Raw genomic sequence first — 16590 nt, forward strand, 5'->3', positions numbered from 1 at the left:
GATGTCGAAGCTCTTCATCGATCGCCCGATTTTTGCGTGGGTGATCGCAATCATCATCATGCTGGTGGGAATAGGAGCGATCATTTCGCTGCCCGTCGCCCAATATCCGGATGTCGCCCCGACGCAGATCAACATTCGTGCAAGTTACCCCGGCGCCTCCGCCGCAACGCTCGAAAGCAGCGTAACCCAGATTCTCGAGCAGCAGCTCACGGGCATCGACGGGATGCTCTATTTTCAATCGTCCTCGACGGCGCGCGGGCAGGTCTCGATCAGTGTCATTCTCCAGAAGGGCGTCGATCCGGACATTGCTCAGGTCCAGGTCCAGAACGCCATCCAGGCTGCGATCTCGCGGCTTCCACAGCAGGTCCAGCAGCAGGGTGTGCGCGTCACCAAGGGCGCGCCTGACCTTCTGATGATCGTGTCGATCTACGATACGACCGACAAAAGCACGAACTTCGACGTCTCCGACTGGCTGACAACGAACATGCAGGACGAGCTTTCGCGGGTGCCGGGCGTCGGCGACGTCAACGTGTTCGGATCCTCCTACGCGATGCGCATCTGGCTCGATCCTCACAAGCTCCAGAGCTTCGGCTTGGTCCCGGGCGACGTGATCACTGCCCTTCAGAACCAGAATACTGAGATCGCCGCCGGCGAGGTCGGCGGCCTGCCGCAGCCCGAAGGCCAGCAGCTCAACGCGACGGTGACGTCACAAGGGCGACTCCAGACGCCTGAACAATTTCGCAACGTTGTCGTGAAGTCGGACCCGACCGGTGCGCGTGTCCTGCTCGGCGATGTTGCACGCGTCGAAATGGGCGCGGACAATTATTCGGCGAGGATCCGCGCCAACGGGCACCCAGGCGCCGGCATCGGCATTTCGCTCGAACCCGGCGCCAATGCGCTGAGGACAGCAACGCTTGTCAAGCAGAAGGTCGCCGAGATCGCGCCTCGCATGCCAGCGGGATTCCGCTACGCGTATGCGAACGACACGACCGACTTCATCAAGCTCTCGATCTGGGAGGTGGTGAAGACCCTTCTCGAGGCGATTTTGCTGGTCGTCCTCGTCATGTTCGTCTTCCTCCAGAGCTGGCGGGCGACACTCATCCCGTTCATCGCCGTGCCCGTCGTGCTCCTGGGGACCTTCGGGATCCTCTACGCGCTCGGTTTTTCAATCAACACCATGACCCTCTTCGGTCTCGTGCTCGCGACCGGGCTGCTGGTCGACGATGCAATCGTCGTGGTCGAGAACGTCGAACGCCTGCTTGAAGAAAATCCCGAGATGACGCCGCGCGATGCGACGGTCGCCTCGATGGAGCAGATCCAGATGGCGCTTGTCGCAATCGCGCTGGTGCTTTCCGCAGTCTTTCTGCCGATGGTCTTCTTTGGTGGGTCGACCGGCGTCATCTACCGGCAGTTCTCGGCCACCATCGTCTCTGCGATGGCTCTCTCGGTCTTCATTGCACTGACGCTCAGCCCGGCGATCGCGGCGAACATCCTGCGCCGCAAGCACGCAACGGTCGAGGAAACCTGGTTTGGCCGGTCGGCTCCCCGCGCCGCTCACACGATCGAGCTTGGCCGTTTGAAGTTCAACGCGGGTTTCGATCGCTTCCGCGACTGGTTCGTCCAGAGCGTCAGCCGTGTGGTCGACCGTAAATGGATTTTCCTCGCCATCTATGCGGGCGTGGTCGTGATGCTCATGCTGCTGTTTTTCCGGCTTCCGACTGGCTTCCTGCCGACCGAGGACCAGGGTGCAGCGCTGGTCCAGTTCCGCTTGCCCGCCGGCGCAACCATGACCCGCACGCAGCAGGTCCAAAGGCAGGTCGAGGATTACTTCCTGCGCGGTCCCGACCGCAACAATATCAAGACCTTCTTCACCGTTGCAGGGGGCGGACAGGGAGCCGCAGGTCAGAACACCGGACAGGGCTTCATGAACCTTGCCGACTACGACAAACGCAAGGGCTCGAAAAACAGCGCCGACGCCATCGTCCAGCGTGCCTCGGCCGCATTTCGGGGGCTTCGCGATGCGCAGGTTTTCGCGCTGGTCCCAGGCGCGATCCGCGGCCTTGGCCAATCCACCGGCTTCACGATGGAGATGCTGAACACCGGCAGCATGACGAGGGAGCAGTTTGCTGACGCAAGAGACCGCCTCCTGGCCGAAGCCTCGGCGAACCCCCAACTCACGTCGGTTCGCCTGAGCGAGCTTCCCGATGTCGCGAGCCTCAAGGTCAATATCGACCAGCAACGCGTCGCGACGCTCGGCCTCAATCCCGCCGACGTGAACAACACGCTCTCGGCCGCCTGGGGCGGTCGCTATGTGAACGATTTCATCGACCGCGGGCGCGTCAAGCGCGTGTACGTCCAGGGTGATGCTCCTTTCCGTTCCAAGCCGAGCGACATCGACCAATGGTTCGTCCGCAACACCCAGGGGAGCATGGTCCCCTTCTCGTCCTTCGCCCAGACCTCGTGGATCACGACCCCGACGAGCTCGTCACGTTTCCTTGGCTATCCCTCGTTTGAAATCTCGGGACAGGGAACTCCCGGCGTGAGCTCGGGTCAGGCGATGAACATCATCGAGAGTCTCGCGAGCAAGGTCCCCGGGATCACGGTCGCCTGGGCCGGCCAGTCATACCAGGAACGGCTGTCGGCGGGCCAGGCGCCAATCCTTTATGCAGTCGCGCTCATCGTCGTCTTCCTGTGCCTCGCGGCACTGTACGAAAGCTGGTCGATCCCGGTGGCCGTCCTCCTCGTCATCCCCGTGGGGCTTCTGGGCTCGATTTTGTTCGTGACGCTGCGGGGCCTGCAGAATGATGTCTATCTCCAAGTCGGTCTCATCACGACCATGGGCCTTTCCGCCAAGAACGCGATTCTGATGGTCGAATTTGCGGAGCGCGCCGAGCGTCAGGGCCAGCGCGTCATCGATGCTGCGATCGAGGCCGCACGTATCCGCCTGCGACCGATCTTAATGACGAGCTTCGCCTTCATTTTCGGCGTTCTTCCGCTCGCTCTTGCAACCGGTGCCGGGGCCAACAGCCGAATGGCGATCGGAACAGCCGTCATCGGCGGAATGCTGACCGCGACCATTCTCGCCATCTTCTACATCCCCTTCTTCTTCGTCCTTGTACGCCGCGGTGTACGCGACGGCGTGAAGGTGCTTCGCGAAAGGCTGCGGCGCCGACGGGAGGCAAAGGCATGAAGCGCGCCCTCATTCTCGTCACGCTGCTTGCATCGGCCTGCACCACCATGGAGCCCAAATATGTACGGCCCGACCCGGCAATTCCGGCGTCTTGGCCGGTCGGCGATCCCTATCTCGTTCAGGCAGAAGTGGGATTGCCCGTTCTCACCTACCAAGAGGTTTTCAAGGACCCTCGACTGCAAGCGCTCATCGGCGAGGCCCTGGCCAACAACCGGGACCTCATGGTCGCAGCCTCCAATATTGCCGCTGCGCGCGAGCAATACCGGATTCAACGGGCGCAGCAGCTGCCAACCGTGAATTCGAGCGCGGGGGTCAGCGTATCCGGAGACAAATCGAGCGACGTCAGCGCGCAATATACGGCCGGTGTCAGCGTCCCGAGCTTCGAGATCGACTTGTTCGGACGGGTCCGCTCGCTCACCCACGTACAGCTCGAACGCTATCTTGCGAGCGAAGCCGGGGCACGCGCAACTCGCCTCGCTCTTGTTGCCGACGTGGCGGGGGCCTGGCTCGATTACGCCGCGGACTCGAGCCTGTTGCGGATCTCGCAGGAAACGGCAGCAAGCGCTCAAAAGAGCGTCAATCTGACCCGCGCCCGTTTGGAGGGCGGAGTGGCGCCCCGAACCGACCTCAGGCAGGCCGAACAGATACTCGACGTCGCTCAGGCAGACCTCGCCCGGCAACGGACGGCCGTCGCGCAGGATGTGAATGCACTGCAGTTGCTGGTGGGTGCGCCCATCGATCCGAAGCTCTTGTCGGCATCCATCGACGAGGCGTTCGGCCATGTTGCGCCCGTCCCCGCGGGCCTTGATTCCTACGTCCTGCTGCGGCGGCCGGACGTGCTCCAAGCCGAGTATCAGCTGCGCGCTGCGAACGCCCAGATTGGCGCGGCGAGGGCAGCCCTTTTTCCACGCATCTCGCTTACCGGCCTGCTGGGCTTTGCGAGCAGCGCGCTCGTAAAGCTGTTCACCGGCGGCGCATTCGGCTGGAGCGCGGGCGCCAATGCGGGCTACACGATCTTTCAGGGCGGTGCGGGCCACGCCAATGTTCGCCTCAGCGAAGCCCAGCGCAGTGCCGCTGTCGCGACCTACCAGCACACGGTCCAGACGGCGTTCCGTGAGGTTGCCGACGCGCTTGCCCGCCGGGGCACGATGAACGACGAAATCGCCGCGCGCGAGCGGCAGCAGCTTGCGACCGCCGACACCTACACGTTGACCGAGGCGCGCTACCGCGCCGGAATCGATCCGTTCCTGACGGTGCTCGATGCCCAGCGGTCCTATTATGCAGCTCAGCAGCAGATCGTTCAGATCAAGCTTACTGCCGCCCGGAATATCGTGACGACCTACCAGACGATCGGCGGAGACGCTTCCCTTCAGTCGACGCCCGTGTGCCAGCCGCTGCCGGGCGACCGCGTCGTGGCCGGACCGACCACCGATTTGTGCTCGCCTAGCTAGACCTCATTCACAGCATAGTCGTCGCCGTAGAATTTGGCGGTGCTTCGGGTGTGAAAGGTGATCGCCTTGATGGGCGGGTATTTTGGCGGGCCAAGACCTGGAAGGACCTCGAGGAGTTCGTCTTCCCAGAGGTACACATTGGTCGCGAACGACACGCGCGGACGCTCGATATGTGAGCCGTCGCCGGGCTTGCCCACACGGTGGGTGGTCGAGGGCAGCCGATCGTTCGATATGCGCTGCATATAGTCGCCGGTGTTGATGATGAGGGAGCCTCGAGGGGGACTGAGCTTCACCCACTTGCCGCTACGGTGATTCCATACCTGGAGCCCGTCGATCTTCGATGCCGGAAGCAAGGTGAAGAGGTCGACGTCTTCGTGGCCAAGCAACCTTCCTGCGCCGGATTGGTCCTGTCTGCCCGTCATTGGCGGATAGTAATTCAGCCGAAGCCCGAGGTTGGTCTGGCGGAGTTTTTGATCGAGCAGGTGCGAATTGCAGCCGAGGCCTTGGAGCATTGCCTGCGCGATCGGGACGAACAGACGCTCATGAGCCTCGACGACCTTGCGAAAGCGCGGTTCAAACCCGGCTCGCGGCCAATAGTCCTCGGGCTCGAACCTCCCCTCCCGGTGTTGCGGAACATCGAACGCGCGCCTGCAAAAGACCCATCCTTCGACAAGATCGTCATGGATCTCGCTTGTATGCTCGATCGGGAAATAGCCTTGCGCGACGGAGCCGTGCCGCTCGGCCCGGAAGCGCAGCTTGTCGGCAAGCGGCGTTTCTCCGAATAATTCCAGCACCGCCTCGTCAACCTCGTCGTAGAGCGCGCGATCGATGCCGTGTCCTTCAAGGACGGCAAAGCCGATTTCACCCAGTGCTGCGACGAAGTTGCTGGCGAACCGAGCCTTGTCGCGCTCGCTTCCCGAGAGGAACTGGGACAGGTCCAGCGTCGCGATTTCATAATCCTCGTCGAACTCATCGCCCTCATGTTCGGCAAGTCGGTAAGTGTGGGCCTTCTCGACCTGGTCGTACTTGCGGAAGTCCGCGCTGAGTGCGTTCGTGTCCGCCATCACTAGATCATAGCCGCTGCATGCTGCTCGTGCGACAGGAACGCAAGGAGCGCGAAGCTCGCGAGCCAGTGTTCACCCATGTAATCGCCCGCGATGTGGGGAAGAGCAGCGGCGAGGTGTTCGTCGGCAGCCGCCTCAGCGATCGCACTTTTTTCCGCTGGAAGAGCGGGCGCGATGCTTCGCCAGCACCACGAACGGCTGAGATTGAGCCCATCCAGATGAGCAATCTTGCCGTCGGTCCGATCACTGACAGTCGCAGGCTCGAACAGCGCCGCCGGCTGCCGATTGGAAACGCCCGGCAGGAATTGCGCGAACCAGGCGGAAAAGTCCTGCGGCTGCGCCCGCGCCATGCAGAGGCCTTCGGTGAGGGCCGATGACAGGAACTCGTCGCCTCCCGGTTCCCACGCCTGGCAATCCCGGTCGGCGCCAAACCAGTGAAGCGCCCTGTTGCGGATCCGTTGAGCCAGCGGCGGATCGAACCGTTCGGCCCAGTCGAGCGAGAGGATGAGAGCAAAGGCCGTATTGAAATGCGTTCCGACCCGGATCGGGTAGGTAAGAATGTCCAAGTATCCGCCGAGGCGACCGGCAAAGGCGCGTGCAAGGGGTTCAAGCTCCCCGCCCCAGCGCTCGGGGTGGTCCGCCGCTTCAAGGTGCAGTTTCAAGAGCCAGGCCCAGCCGTAGGGACGCTCGAACCCCCGGCTCGACCCCCGTTCCAGGTAAGCGAGCTCGGCTCTGACTTTTTCCCGGGTGAAAGTCTCGTCTGCGAGGCTCGCGATCGCGGCCGCTTCCCTGATTTGCGGAAACAATCGGCGAAGGCTCAGGAGCGCCCACCACCCGTGGACACAGCTGTGCCAGTCGAAGCTCCCGAAAAAGATCGGATGGAGGGTGCGGGGTGTCCTTGCGTCCTCATCGCTTTCGAGCACGTGGTCCAGCTTGTGGGGATATTCCCTGGTCACGTGGCCAAGCGCGATTTCAGCCATCCGGGAACCCATCTCGTGATCAAGTCTCGTCATAGGTGGAACCCTGCAACGTAGAGGATGGCGGCATTGGCGATGAGCATTGCAATGGCCGTCGGCACCTGGGCGCGAATCACCGAATATTGGCTCTTGAGCTCGAGAAGGGCCGCAGGGACGATGTTGAAGTTGGCAGCCATGGGGGTCATGAGCGTTCCGCAGAAACCCGACAGCATGCCGACCGCGCCGATGACGGCGGGATTGCCTCCATCGCCGTGGATCAGGATCGGAACCCCGATTGCAGCGGCCATCACGGGGAAGGCAGCGAATGCATTGCCCATGATCATCGTGAAGACGACCATTCCGAGCGCGTAGAGAACGACTGCCAGGAATATGCTCCCGCTCGGAATGATCGCGCTGACGAGCGCACCGATCGTGCCTCCAACGCCCGCCGCGGCGAAGATAACTCCAAGCGATGCCAGCATCTGCGGAAGCACCATCGCCCAGCCGATGGCATTGGCGAGACGGCTTCCTTCATCAACGCCGGCCATGACCGGTGGGCGAAGCCAGAAATAGCATGTCGCCGTGGCGATGATGACCCCGCAACCAAGCAGCACCAGGGTCACCGCCTTCGGATCGATCCAGCCTGTGTCTTTGAGCGGCGTATAATTGAACAGCAGCGTGCCGATGAACGCGGTGAACGGGATAATCAGCGCCGGAAGGAACAGCCGGTTGCCGTAGCGCCCGGAAAATTGCTCGCGCTCTTCACCGGTGGTCGACGCATTCGATCCCCGGGCAAGCCGGTGCGTTCCGGCAAGCACGACGAGAGCAAGCACCAGCACGCCGTTGCCAATATTTCCGAGGAAATCGCCGAACCAGAAACTGACGGTCAGCAATGTCCAGAATGCGGCATTGCCCATTCGCTTCGGGTTGCTCGAATCTCGGGCCGACCCGATTGCGAAGCTGCCGAACACTGTTCCGGCGAAGATGTAGAGCCAGTGCAGGTCGATCATCGTCGCCGTCCGAGCCTGCGGTCGAGCAGCAGAAGCCGGGTCCCGTGGATCAGGAACGCCAAAATGGCACTCGGGATCGCCCAGACCGACAGCTGGAACGGAGTGAGCTCGATTCCGAAGCCGGCAAGCGCACCCTGAATGAGGAGGATCGATGAAATCGCGATGAAGATATCCTCGCCAAAGAACAGGCCGACATTGTCGGTCGCCGCAGACATCGCCTTCACCTTCTCGGTGGTTTCCTCGTCCAGGCTGCCGTGCTGCTTCTCGGCCGCGGCAAGCGCCATCGGGGCAACGAGTGGTCGAACGGTCTGCGCGTGGCCCGCTACCGATGTGAGGCCGAGCGCCGAGAAGATCTGCCGAAACCCCAGATAGAGGAGAAGCAGGCGGCCGGTGGTCGCACCGCGCATCTCGGCGATGATCGTTCGCGCGCGCTGCTGCAACCCGAAGCGCTCGAGAAGCCCGATAACCGGAAGCACGATATAAATGAGGGTGACGTTGCGATTGTCGTTGAACCCCTTGCCGAGGGTCGCGAGGACCTTTTCGAAGGGCATTCCGGCGAAAAGCCCGGTTGCAAGTCCTGCAAGCGCGACGACGAGCAAGGGATTGAACCGGAGCGCAAAACCGACAACGACGAGCGCAATTCCGATCAGCGGCCAATAATCGATCACTCGCCTCTCCTGCCATACCCGCCCCCGCCGGGCGTCTCGATTACGAAACGGTCGCCGGGCCCAACCTCGGCATAGGCCGTAGCGCTCAGCATTTCGACGCTGCCGTCGGCGCGCTCGACCCAGTTGCGGCCGGCCTTTGCGTCCGCCCCTCCCTCGATTCCCCTCGGAGGAACGCGGCGCCGGTTGGCGAGGATGTTCGCGCGCATGGGCTCAAGGAATGTGACGGCTCGAACCACCCCTTCGCCGCCGCGATGCGCACCCTCCCCTCCCGAGCCGTGACGGATTGCGAACTGGTCAAGGCGAACGGGCAGCCTGCTTTCGAGGATTTCCGGATCCGTCAGCCGGCTATTGGTCATGTGGGTCTGTACCGCACTGGTCCCGTCATGATCCGGTCCCGCTCCCGAACCGCCGGCAATCGTTTCGTAATATTGGTATCTCTCATTCCCGAATGTGAAGTTGTTCATCGTTCCCTGGCTCGGCGCGAGGCGCCGCGTTGCGGCAAACAATGCATCGGTCACGACCTGGCTCGTCTCCACGTTTCCGGCGACGACGGCGGCCGGATATCGAGGGTTGAGCATCGAGGCGTCGGGGACGACCAGCCTGATCGGCCGGAGGCAGCCATCGTTCATCGGGATCTGATCATCGATCAATGTTCGAACGACGTAGAGCGATGCTGCCCGAACTATCGAATATGGCGCGTTGAAATTGTCCTGGAGCTGGCCGCTCGTGCCGGTGAAATCAAAGGTTGCCGAGCGCGCCTTCTTGTCGATTGAGATCCGCACGCGGACGTGGGCACCATTGTCCATTTCATAATCGAATTCGCCGTCGTCCAGGCGATCGAGCAGCCGGCGCACCGATTCCTCGGCATTCGCAAGGACGTGGCCCATGTAGGCTGCGACTACCTGCGCTCCATATTCCTGAGCGGTCTGCACGAGCCCTTCTGCACCCCTCACGCACGCCGCGAGCTGGGCCTTCAGATCCGACATGTTACGGTCAGGGCTGCGTGCCGGCCATTTTCCTGACCCCAGCAGCGCGCGCATTTCCGCCTCGCAGAAACGGCCCTCGTCGACGAGCAGCGCATTATCGATAAGCACGCCTTCCTGGTCGATGCTCCGGCTGTCGGGCGGCATCGACCCCGGTGCAATGCCGCCGATATCCGCATGGTGGCCTCGAGCGGCGACGAAGGCGGACGGCTCTTCCCCGTCTCCATAGAAGACGGGAAGGACGACCGTGATATCCGGCAGATGCGTTCCGCCACGGTAAGGGTCGTTAAGCGCGTAGGCATCGCCGCGCCGGATTCCGCGTCCGTCAGCGCCGCCGCCCCGTGCCTCGATCACGCGCCGAATGCTCTCGCCCATGGAGCCGAGATGCACCGGGATATGGGGGGCATTGGCAATTAGCGCGCCCCCGGCATCGAAGATCGCGCAGGAGAAATCGAGCCGCTCCTTGATGTTGACGCTGGTCGCCGTCGATTGCAGCGCAACACCCATTTCTTCGGCTATCGCCATGAAGAGATTGTTGAAAATCTCGAGACGGACGGGGTCGACATCGGTGCCGATCGCCTTTGTGCGTTCGAGCGGCACGGGGCGAACAAGAACGAGCGTGCCGTCGTTCGTGCGCTCGGCGCGCCAGCCGTGCTCGACTACGATGGTCGAGGTCGGTTCGAAGATGAGCGCGGGTCCCTCGAAGATCTGTCCCGTGCCTTTGGCTTTCATGTCGAGGGCCGGCGGGACGGCCGATCGCCCGATTGCTTCTACGACCAGCGCGTCAACGATGACCTGCGCGCCCGCGTCCCAATAGCCGAAGCGCTTCCTGTGCAACGCCGCGAAGGCCGACTGCATTTCGCTGCGCGAGCTGACCGCGACCTCGAGGGTCGTGTCGCTGCCGACCGTGCGCAGGCGCGTGCGGCGGAGGAGCTCGATGCGATCGCGGGACACGCCCTGCTCGAGCAGCGCGGCTTCGGCAGCGCGCTCAAGATCGCCAAGGGCTGCTTCAAAATCCTCTTCGAGCGGTTTCAGCCAGCTCGCTTCCCGGATCGCCTTCACATCGGCGATACCGATACCGAAGGCAGACAACACGCCGGCGAGGGGATGGACAAGGATCGTCTCCATGCCGAGCGCGTCCGCGACGGCGCACGCATGTTGCCCGCCAGCTCCCCCGAAGCAGGCAAGCGTATAGCGCGTGACATCATGTCCCCGGGCGATCGAGATCTTGCGGATCGCCGCAGCCATGTTGTCGACTGCAATATCGAGAAAGCCTCGCGCAATATCCGCAAGATCCTTTGAGCCTCCCAGCTGGTCGGCGACCTCCTTGAGGCGAGCCGTGGCCGCATCTTGGTCCAGCGGCTGGTTCGCATCCGGCCCGAACACTGCCGGGAACCGGGAGGGATCGATACGCCCGAGGAAAAGGTTGCAGTCGGTAAGGGTCAAGGGACCGCCGCTGCGATAACAGGCAGGACCAGGACTCGCACCGGCGCTTTCAGGACCAACGCGAAAGCGCATTCCATCGAACCTGCAGACCGAGCCGCCACCCGCCGCGACCGTATGGATCTGCATCATCGGAGCACGAATCCGAACTCCCGCAACGACACTCTCGTCCGCAAGCTCGAACTGGCCCGCGTAGTGCGACACGTCTGTAGAAGTCCCGCCCATATCGAAGCCGATCAGCCGCTCACGTCCAAGGGGCGCGCTTGCCGCGACCATCCCGACCACTCCTCCAGCGGGCCCCGAGAGGATTGCATCCTTGCCCCGGAATGCGTTTGCTCGTGCAAGGCCGCCGTTCGACTGCATGAAGTGAAGATCGGCCTTCTCCGGAAGGCCTGCCGCAACGCGCTCGACATAGCGTCGCAGCACCGGCGAGAGGTAGGCGTCGACCACGGTAGTGTCGCCCCGGCCGACGAGCTTGATCAATGGCGCCACCTCGTGACTGACGGAGATCTGGCTGAAGCCGAGCTTGCTCGCGATCCCCGCGAGGCGCCGCTCGTGGTCGAGGAAGCGCCACCCGTGCATCAGGACAATGGCGAGCGCATCGATGCCGCTCTCGCGGGCCCGCGCGAGCGCTTCGCGCGCCTGCACCTCATCGAGCGGCACGAGGACCTCGCCGTTGACGCCGACCCGTTCATCGATCTCAAGCACTTGCTCGTAGAGCATCGATGGCAGGACAATGTGCCGTGCGAAGATGGAGGGCCGGGCCTGGTAGCCGATCCTGAGCGCGTCCCCGAAACCCCGTGTAATGGCAAGCGCAACGCGCTCGCCCTTGCGCTCAAGAAGGGCATTCGTGGCAACGGTGGTACCCATGCGCACCTCGGCGATCTCACCGCCCTCGTCAGCGAGGATGCGCGCAATCGCCTCGAGGGCTGCGTCCTCGTACTGGGCACGATTCTCGGAAAGCAGCTTCTCGATCCTGATGCGTCCTGCCGACGAGCGTGCGACGACGTCGGTGAAAGTACCGCCGCGGTCGATTGCAAAGGTCCAGCCGGGTTTCATCGACTGGCCTCTAAGGCCTTTGCGGCCTCGACTGCACCCCCTAAGAAACCGGCATGGCTGTTCTGGTAACGGGAGCTGCGGGGTTCATCGGGGCGGCGACCTCGCGCGTACTGCTCGAGCGCGGAGACGAGGTTGCGGCGATCGACAACCTCAACGATTATTACGACCCGGGCCTCAAGCAGGCGCGACTGACGAACCTGAAGCAGCAATTCGGAAATCGCTTCCGCTTCGAGAAGATCGACTTTTCCGATGCGGACGCGCTGAGCGCCTTCGCGGACACGATCGACATCGAGGGCATTGTCCACCTCGGGGCGCAGGCCGGTGTCCGCTACAGCCTCAAGAACCCGCACGTCTACGTGCAGTCGAACCTCGTGGGGCATTGCAACATGCTCGAGCTCGCTCGCGCCCGGCGGCCCCGGCATACGGTCTATGCGTCGTCCTCTTCCGTCTATGGCGGAAACAAGAGCCTGCCGTTCCGGGTCGAGGACCGCGTCGATCACCCCCTCTCGCTCTATGCGGCGACAAAGAAGGCCGACGAGCTCTTGAGCGAAAGCTATTCGAGCCTCTATCGCCTCCCCTTGACCGGCCTTCGCTTCTTCACCGTCTATGGGCCATGGGGCCGGCCCGACATGGCGATGTGGATTTTCACGAAGGCGATGTACGCGGGCGAGCCGATCCCGCTGTTCAATGGCGGGGAAATGCGGCGCGATTTCACCTACGTCGACGACATTGTCCGGGGTGTTGTCGCCTGCCTCGACGGTCCGCCGCTCGATGACGGCCAGACCAAGGCCGGCGGAAGCACCAGTCCGCACGCGCTGTACAACATCGGAAACAGCCGCAGCGAAAACCTCATGCGTGTCGTCGAGCTTCTGGAGGAGGAGACCGGGCGAAAGGCCTTGCTCGATCCCCAGCCGATGCAGGCGGGCGACGTGCTCGAGACCTTCGCCGACATCAGCGCGATCGAGCGTGACCATGGGTTCCGATCGACGACGAGCATTACTGAAGGCGTGCCGCGGTTCGTACAGTGGTACCGGGAGTATCACGGACTGTGAGCCTGCCTCCGATCCTTGGCGGACTGCGCATTCCAGTCATCGGTTCTCCGATGTTCATCGTCTCCAACCCAAGGCTCGTCATCGCCCAGTGCACGAGCGGTATTGTCGGAAGCTTCCCGGCACTGAACGCCCGGCCGGCGGAGCTGCTCGACGAATGGTTGAACGAGATCACGGAAAGCCTCGCCCGATGGGACCGAGAGCATCCGGAGCGGCCCGCCGCCCCTTACGCCGTCAACCAGATCGTCCACCGTTCGAACGACCGGTTCGAACACGACATGACGGTCTGTGCAAAGTGGAAGGTGCCAATCGTCATAACCTCGCTCGGCGCGCGGGCGGAACTCAATGAAGCTGTGCATTCGTGGGGCGGTATTACGCTTCATGACGTGATCGACGACCGCTTCGCAAGAAAGGCTGTCGAAAAGGGCGCAGACGGAATCATCGCGGTTGCGGCCGGCGCCGGGGGGCACGCCGGACGGTGGTCGCCGTTCGCCTTGGTCCAGGAAATCCGCTCCTGGTTCGAGGGACCACTGATCCTCTCGGGGGCAATTGCAAACGGTCGCTCGGTGCTTGCCGCAAAGGCGGCCGGCGCCGACCTTGCCTATGTGGGATCACCCTTCATCGCGACCACGGAAGCCAACGCGCCCGAGGGCTACAAACAGGCGATCGTGGATAGCGGGGCAGCCGATATCGTCTATTCCGATCTCTTCACCGGTGTGCACGGCAATTATCTGCGCTCGTCCATCGTCAACGCGGGGCTCGATCCTGACAATCTCGAGCGCGGCAATCTCGAGACGATGAAGTTCGGCTCCGAGGGTTCGGGCAAGTCCAAGGCATGGCGCGACATCTGGGGCTCGGGCCAGGGCATCGGGGCCATCGACCGCGTTCGTCCGGTCGCCGAGTATGTGGATCTCCTGGCCGAGCAATTTTTCGAAGCCAAGGCGCGGCTTTGCGCTAGCTGATCGTCTTCAGCCTCGCGCGCCAGCTCGCGGGTATGTCGACCGGCCGGCGAGTGTCACGGTCCACCACGACATGCAAGAACTCGCCCTGTGCGGCCGCTTTCTTGCTGCCGATACCAAAAACGCCGATCCGGTAGCGGATGCTCGAGCCGCCTACGTGTGCGGCCGTAAGGCCTACCTCAACCTCCTGGGGAAAGGCGAGTGGCTCGAAATAGCTGCAGCGCGTCTCGGCGACGAGCGCGATCGGATTTCCATTGGCAATGTCGAGCATGTCTTGCTCGACGAGCCAGCTGTTCACTGCGCTGTCGAACCATTCGTAGAAGATCGTGTTGTTGACGTGGCCATAGGCATCGTTGTCGGCCCAACGGGTCGTGAACCGCTGCCATGTCCTGAATTCGTCCCTTCCGGCGGCAGCCTCGCGGGTCACCAGGCGGCCTCGTAAAGGCGCTGCGCATCGCTCTCGCTGATCTCGCAGGGGTTGTTCACGAGGAGGCGCGTCTGCTTCATCGCCTCCTTCGCAAGTGCTGACGCTTCTTCGAACGCAATGCCATGGTCCCGCAGACGCAGCGAGAGGCCGCTATTCTTCGCAAGTCCCTGCAATCGTTCGATGAGCAAGGCTGCCTTCGCCTGGCTTCCCTCGGCCGCGCACCCTGGCTCAACGATCTCGGCAAGCTCTGCATAATGATCGCGAGCCGCTTCGAGATTGTGCCCCATGACGTGACGAAGCATCAGCGCGTTCGTAAGGCCATGCGGCAGGTGGTGCAGCCCGCCGAGCGGATAAGCAAGTGCGTGCACGCCCGCTACCGGGGCGTTCGAAAAGGCGAGGCCCGCAAGATGGGCACCAAGCAGCATCGAGGAGCGGGCTTCGAGGTTCTGCGGCTCCCTGACCGCCGTTAGAAGATTGGCGCTGAGGAGGCGAAGCGCCTCGCGCGCGAGAACATCGGACAACGGGTTTTTGAGACGCGCCGAGGTGAAGGCCTCCACCGCGTGAACGATCGCATCGATGCCCGTGGCCGCGGTGACGTGGCCCGGAAGCCCGAGTGTCAGCGTGGGGTCGAGGACCGACCAGTCGGCGATCAGCGGTGCCGAGTTCACCGCAAGCTTCACTCCTCCCTCGCAGGTGATTACCGAGATCGGCGTCGCTTCCGAACCCGTACCGGCCGTCGTCGGGATCAGTGCCAGGGGAAGCCTTTCACCCCTTGCGAGCCCTACCCCCCAGATCTCGTCCAGACTGTCGCCGGACCCAAGAAGGTAGGCTGCGAGCTTGGCTACATCCATTGGGCTGCCGCCCCCAAGGCCAACGACGGAGGTGACGCCTGCCGAGCGGCCTGCCTCGGTAGCCGCAATCAGAGTCGCCTTCGAGGGATCCGCCTCCACGCAATCGAAAACAGTGACCTCGCGCCCGCCGCCGATCGCGTCGCGGTACGCATCGGGAATGCCGATGCTAACCAGTTCCTTGTCCGTGACGAGAAGACAGGGACCTGCGGGCAGTTTCTCTGCAAGAGCCTGCGCCTGCTGGGGACCAGCAAGCAGCTTCGGCCCTGGATTGAAAGTAAACGGCCGCATGGGCCGTCTAGTTAGCCGCTCTGTCCGCCAAGTCCACGTTCGAGGCGGCCCATCAGCGCCCGGGCCGGGCTTTGCGGTGCATCCACCTCAAGACCGCCATCGTCGAGCCGCTTCACGCGCGCGTAAAGATCGGCGCTCGAGTTGATCAGCTTTTGCGCTGAGGGCGGCAACGTCCCGACAACGAGCGGATCGCTGTCCTGCGCGTTACCGAGGCGGCGCTCCGGTCGCTGTCCATCGCGTGCCGCGATTTCGCCCGACTCGATTGCGCGCTGCGTCAGGAGCCAGGCGACGATGTGCATGATGCGGGTCGTTACCTTAAGCGATTCGCAGGCAAAGCCGACCCGTGCGAAAGGCTGAAGAGTCGAGCGTTCCTCGCGTCCCGCGTCATCGAAATAGGAACGCGCCTCGTCGGCAAGCAGCATCGCTTCCGTATACAGGGAGTCGATCAACCGCGAGGTGATGCGCACCTGTGGTTTCGACATATCTGATTCGTCCATGACCATCGACACTGCCACTCTCTACGCCCCGAGAAAACGTCCGATCCATCCCGAGGGCTTGAATGGGTCGCGTTCTGTCTCCCAACGGGACACCGCTCTCTAGGCAATGATGTCCGGAACACTGGAGTCGATGATCTGCTGGATCTGGTCCTTCAGCATCAGCTTGCGGCGTTTGAGGCGGGCAAGCTGGAGCTGATCTCCCGTCGGCTCGGAGGAGAGGAACTGAATGCGCTCGTCCAATCGCCGGTGCTCGGCCTTCAGTGCTTCGAGCGTCGGCGGCGGCTGATCGTCATTCATTTGTGCATGATCTAGCCGATCTGAGGCGGTCCCGGAACCTCACCGGCATTCACGGCGAGCAGCGCTGCTGCCTCGTCCAGCCGTTAGATGGCTCAAGACAATCGCAGCGATTCGTGTTTTATTACGCGGTGGTGACAAGCTGACCGAAAGGAACCGCACCAATGGACAAGGCAATGGTCGAGGAATTGGAGTCGAAGCATGCGGCTCTTCACGCCCTCATCGAGGAAGAAGAGCATCGAGCCCATCCCGACGAAGACCTTCTCCACCGACTCAAGAAAGAGAAACTGAAACTGAAAGACGAAATGGCCGGCCACCTCACACACTGAGGCGGCCTTTTTTGTGCGCGGCGTTTTGGCGCGCAGTCAGTCCGAGGACCGACCGGCACGCCAACGCCGCGG

Annotated in this window: 14 protein-coding genes; 5 read left to right on the forward strand and 9 right to left on the reverse strand. The window is 62.8% G+C overall.

The window, feature by feature from the left end:
- Position 1 precedes the first annotated feature (1 nt).
- Positions 2 to 3190, forward strand: a complete 3189-nt coding sequence (locus V8192_RS09090; RefSeq protein WP_341632757.1) for a multidrug efflux RND transporter permease subunit — start codon at positions 2 to 4, stop codon at positions 3188 to 3190.
- Positions 3187 to 4641, forward strand: a complete 1455-nt coding sequence (locus V8192_RS09095) for an efflux transporter outer membrane subunit (protein ID WP_341632758.1) — start codon at positions 3187 to 3189, stop codon at positions 4639 to 4641. Before V8192_RS09090 ends, V8192_RS09095 begins: the two co-directional genes overlap by 4 nt.
- Here the strand turns inward: V8192_RS09095 and V8192_RS09100 are convergent.
- The 5 genes from V8192_RS09100 to V8192_RS09120 are packed head-to-tail and all read right to left on the reverse strand — an operon-like array spanning position 4638 to position 11824.
- Entirely contained in the window at positions 4638 to 5705 is a 1068-nt protein-coding gene (locus V8192_RS09100; protein ID WP_341632759.1) for a 2OG-Fe(II) oxygenase family protein, read from the reverse strand. The genes V8192_RS09095 and V8192_RS09100 overlap by 4 nt on opposite strands.
- Positions 5706 to 5707: 2 nt before the next feature.
- Complete coding sequence (locus V8192_RS09105) at positions 5708 to 6718, reverse strand: DUF2891 domain-containing protein (protein WP_341632760.1); 1011 nt, start codon at positions 6716 to 6718, stop codon at positions 5708 to 5710.
- A complete protein-coding gene (locus V8192_RS09110) occupies positions 6715 to 7671 on the reverse strand; it encodes a DUF979 domain-containing protein (RefSeq protein WP_341632761.1) in 957 nt (318 codons plus the stop codon). Before V8192_RS09110 ends, V8192_RS09105 begins: the two co-directional genes overlap by 4 nt.
- Positions 7668 to 8336 carry a DUF969 domain-containing protein gene (locus tag V8192_RS09115; protein ID WP_341633319.1) on the reverse strand — a complete coding sequence of 223 codons (669 nt, stop codon included), beginning with the start codon at positions 8334 to 8336 and terminating at the stop codon, positions 7668 to 7670. Before V8192_RS09115 ends, V8192_RS09110 begins: the two co-directional genes overlap by 4 nt.
- Positions 8336 to 11824, reverse strand: a complete 3489-nt coding sequence (locus tag V8192_RS09120) for a hydantoinase B/oxoprolinase family protein (protein ID WP_341632762.1) — start codon at positions 11822 to 11824, stop codon at positions 8336 to 8338. Before V8192_RS09120 ends, V8192_RS09115 begins: the two co-directional genes overlap by 1 nt.
- Before the next feature lie 53 nt (positions 11825 to 11877).
- Between V8192_RS09120 and V8192_RS09125 the strand changes: the two genes are divergently transcribed.
- Together V8192_RS09125 and V8192_RS09130 are read left to right on the forward strand one after the other, a co-directional pair.
- Positions 11878 to 12876: an NAD-dependent epimerase/dehydratase family protein gene (locus V8192_RS09125; RefSeq protein ID WP_341632763.1), complete on the forward strand. Its 999-nt coding sequence runs from the start codon at positions 11878 to 11880 to the stop codon at positions 12874 to 12876.
- On the forward strand, positions 12873 to 13835 hold the full coding sequence (locus V8192_RS09130) for an NAD(P)H-dependent flavin oxidoreductase (RefSeq protein WP_341632764.1): 963 nt from the start codon (positions 12873 to 12875) through the stop codon (positions 13833 to 13835). Before V8192_RS09125 ends, V8192_RS09130 begins: the two co-directional genes overlap by 4 nt.
- Here the strand turns inward: V8192_RS09130 and V8192_RS09135 are convergent.
- From V8192_RS09135 to V8192_RS09150, 4 genes are all read right to left on the reverse strand, one after another.
- Positions 13828 to 14259 carry an acyl-CoA thioesterase gene (locus tag V8192_RS09135; protein ID WP_341632765.1) on the reverse strand — a complete coding sequence of 144 codons (432 nt, stop codon included), beginning with the start codon at positions 14257 to 14259 and terminating at the stop codon, positions 13828 to 13830. The two genes, V8192_RS09130 and V8192_RS09135, sit on opposite strands and share 8 nt — an antisense overlap.
- Positions 14256 to 15398 carry an iron-containing alcohol dehydrogenase gene (locus V8192_RS09140; RefSeq protein ID WP_341632766.1) on the reverse strand — a complete coding sequence of 381 codons (1143 nt, stop codon included), beginning with the start codon at positions 15396 to 15398 and terminating at the stop codon, positions 14256 to 14258. Before V8192_RS09140 ends, V8192_RS09135 begins: the two co-directional genes overlap by 4 nt.
- 11 nt (positions 15399 to 15409) lie before the next feature.
- Complete coding sequence (locus V8192_RS09145) at positions 15410 to 15895, reverse strand: DUF1465 family protein (RefSeq protein ID WP_341632767.1); 486 nt, start codon at positions 15893 to 15895, stop codon at positions 15410 to 15412.
- Positions 15896 to 15994: 99 nt separating this feature from the next.
- Positions 15995 to 16192: a YdcH family protein gene (locus V8192_RS09150; protein WP_341632768.1), complete on the reverse strand. Its 198-nt coding sequence runs from the start codon at positions 16190 to 16192 to the stop codon at positions 15995 to 15997.
- A 161-nt stretch (positions 16193 to 16353) separates the two neighbouring features.
- Between V8192_RS09150 and V8192_RS09155 the strand changes: the two genes are divergently transcribed.
- On the forward strand, positions 16354 to 16518 hold the full coding sequence (locus tag V8192_RS09155; RefSeq protein WP_341632769.1) for a DUF465 domain-containing protein: 165 nt from the start codon (positions 16354 to 16356) through the stop codon (positions 16516 to 16518).
- The last annotated feature ends 72 nt before the right edge of the window (positions 16519 to 16590 follow it).

This window comes from Sphingomonas agri (genome assembly GCF_038148795.1).
Lineage (GTDB): Bacteria > Pseudomonadota > Alphaproteobacteria > Sphingomonadales > Sphingomonadaceae > Sphingomicrobium > Sphingomicrobium agri.

Excerpts from the sequence above, each read along its gene's own strand:
- V8192_RS09110 (WP_341632761.1), bottom strand. The coding sequence starts at position 7,671 with ATGATCGACCTGCACTGGCTCTACATCTTCGCCGGAACAGTGTTCGGC.
- V8192_RS09100 (WP_341632759.1), bottom strand. The coding sequence starts at position 5,705 with ATGGCGGACACGAACGCACTCAGCGCGGACTTCCGCAAGTACGACCAG.
- V8192_RS09125 (WP_341632763.1), top strand. The coding sequence starts at position 11,878 with ATGGCTGTTCTGGTAACGGGAGCTGCGGGGTTCATCGGGGCGGCGACC.
- V8192_RS09095 (WP_341632758.1), top strand. The coding sequence starts at position 3,187 with ATGAAGCGCGCCCTCATTCTCGTCACGCTGCTTGCATCGGCCTGCACC.
- V8192_RS09090 (WP_341632757.1), top strand. The coding sequence starts at position 2 with ATGTCGAAGCTCTTCATCGATCGCCCGATTTTTGCGTGGGTGATCGCA.
- V8192_RS09120 (WP_341632762.1), bottom strand. The coding sequence starts at position 11,824 with ATGAAACCCGGCTGGACCTTTGCAATCGACCGCGGCGGTACTTTCACC.
- V8192_RS09150 (WP_341632768.1), bottom strand. The coding sequence starts at position 16,192 with ATGAATGACGATCAGCCGCCGCCGACGCTCGAAGCACTGAAGGCCGAG.
- V8192_RS09105 (WP_341632760.1), bottom strand. The coding sequence starts at position 6,718 with ATGACGAGACTTGATCACGAGATGGGTTCCCGGATGGCTGAAATCGCG.
- V8192_RS09155 (WP_341632769.1), top strand. The coding sequence starts at position 16,354 with ATGGACAAGGCAATGGTCGAGGAATTGGAGTCGAAGCATGCGGCTCTT.
- V8192_RS09140 (WP_341632766.1), bottom strand. The coding sequence starts at position 15,398 with ATGCGGCCGTTTACTTTCAATCCAGGGCCGAAGCTGCTTGCTGGTCCC.
- V8192_RS09145 (WP_341632767.1), bottom strand. The coding sequence starts at position 15,895 with ATGGACGAATCAGATATGTCGAAACCACAGGTGCGCATCACCTCGCGG.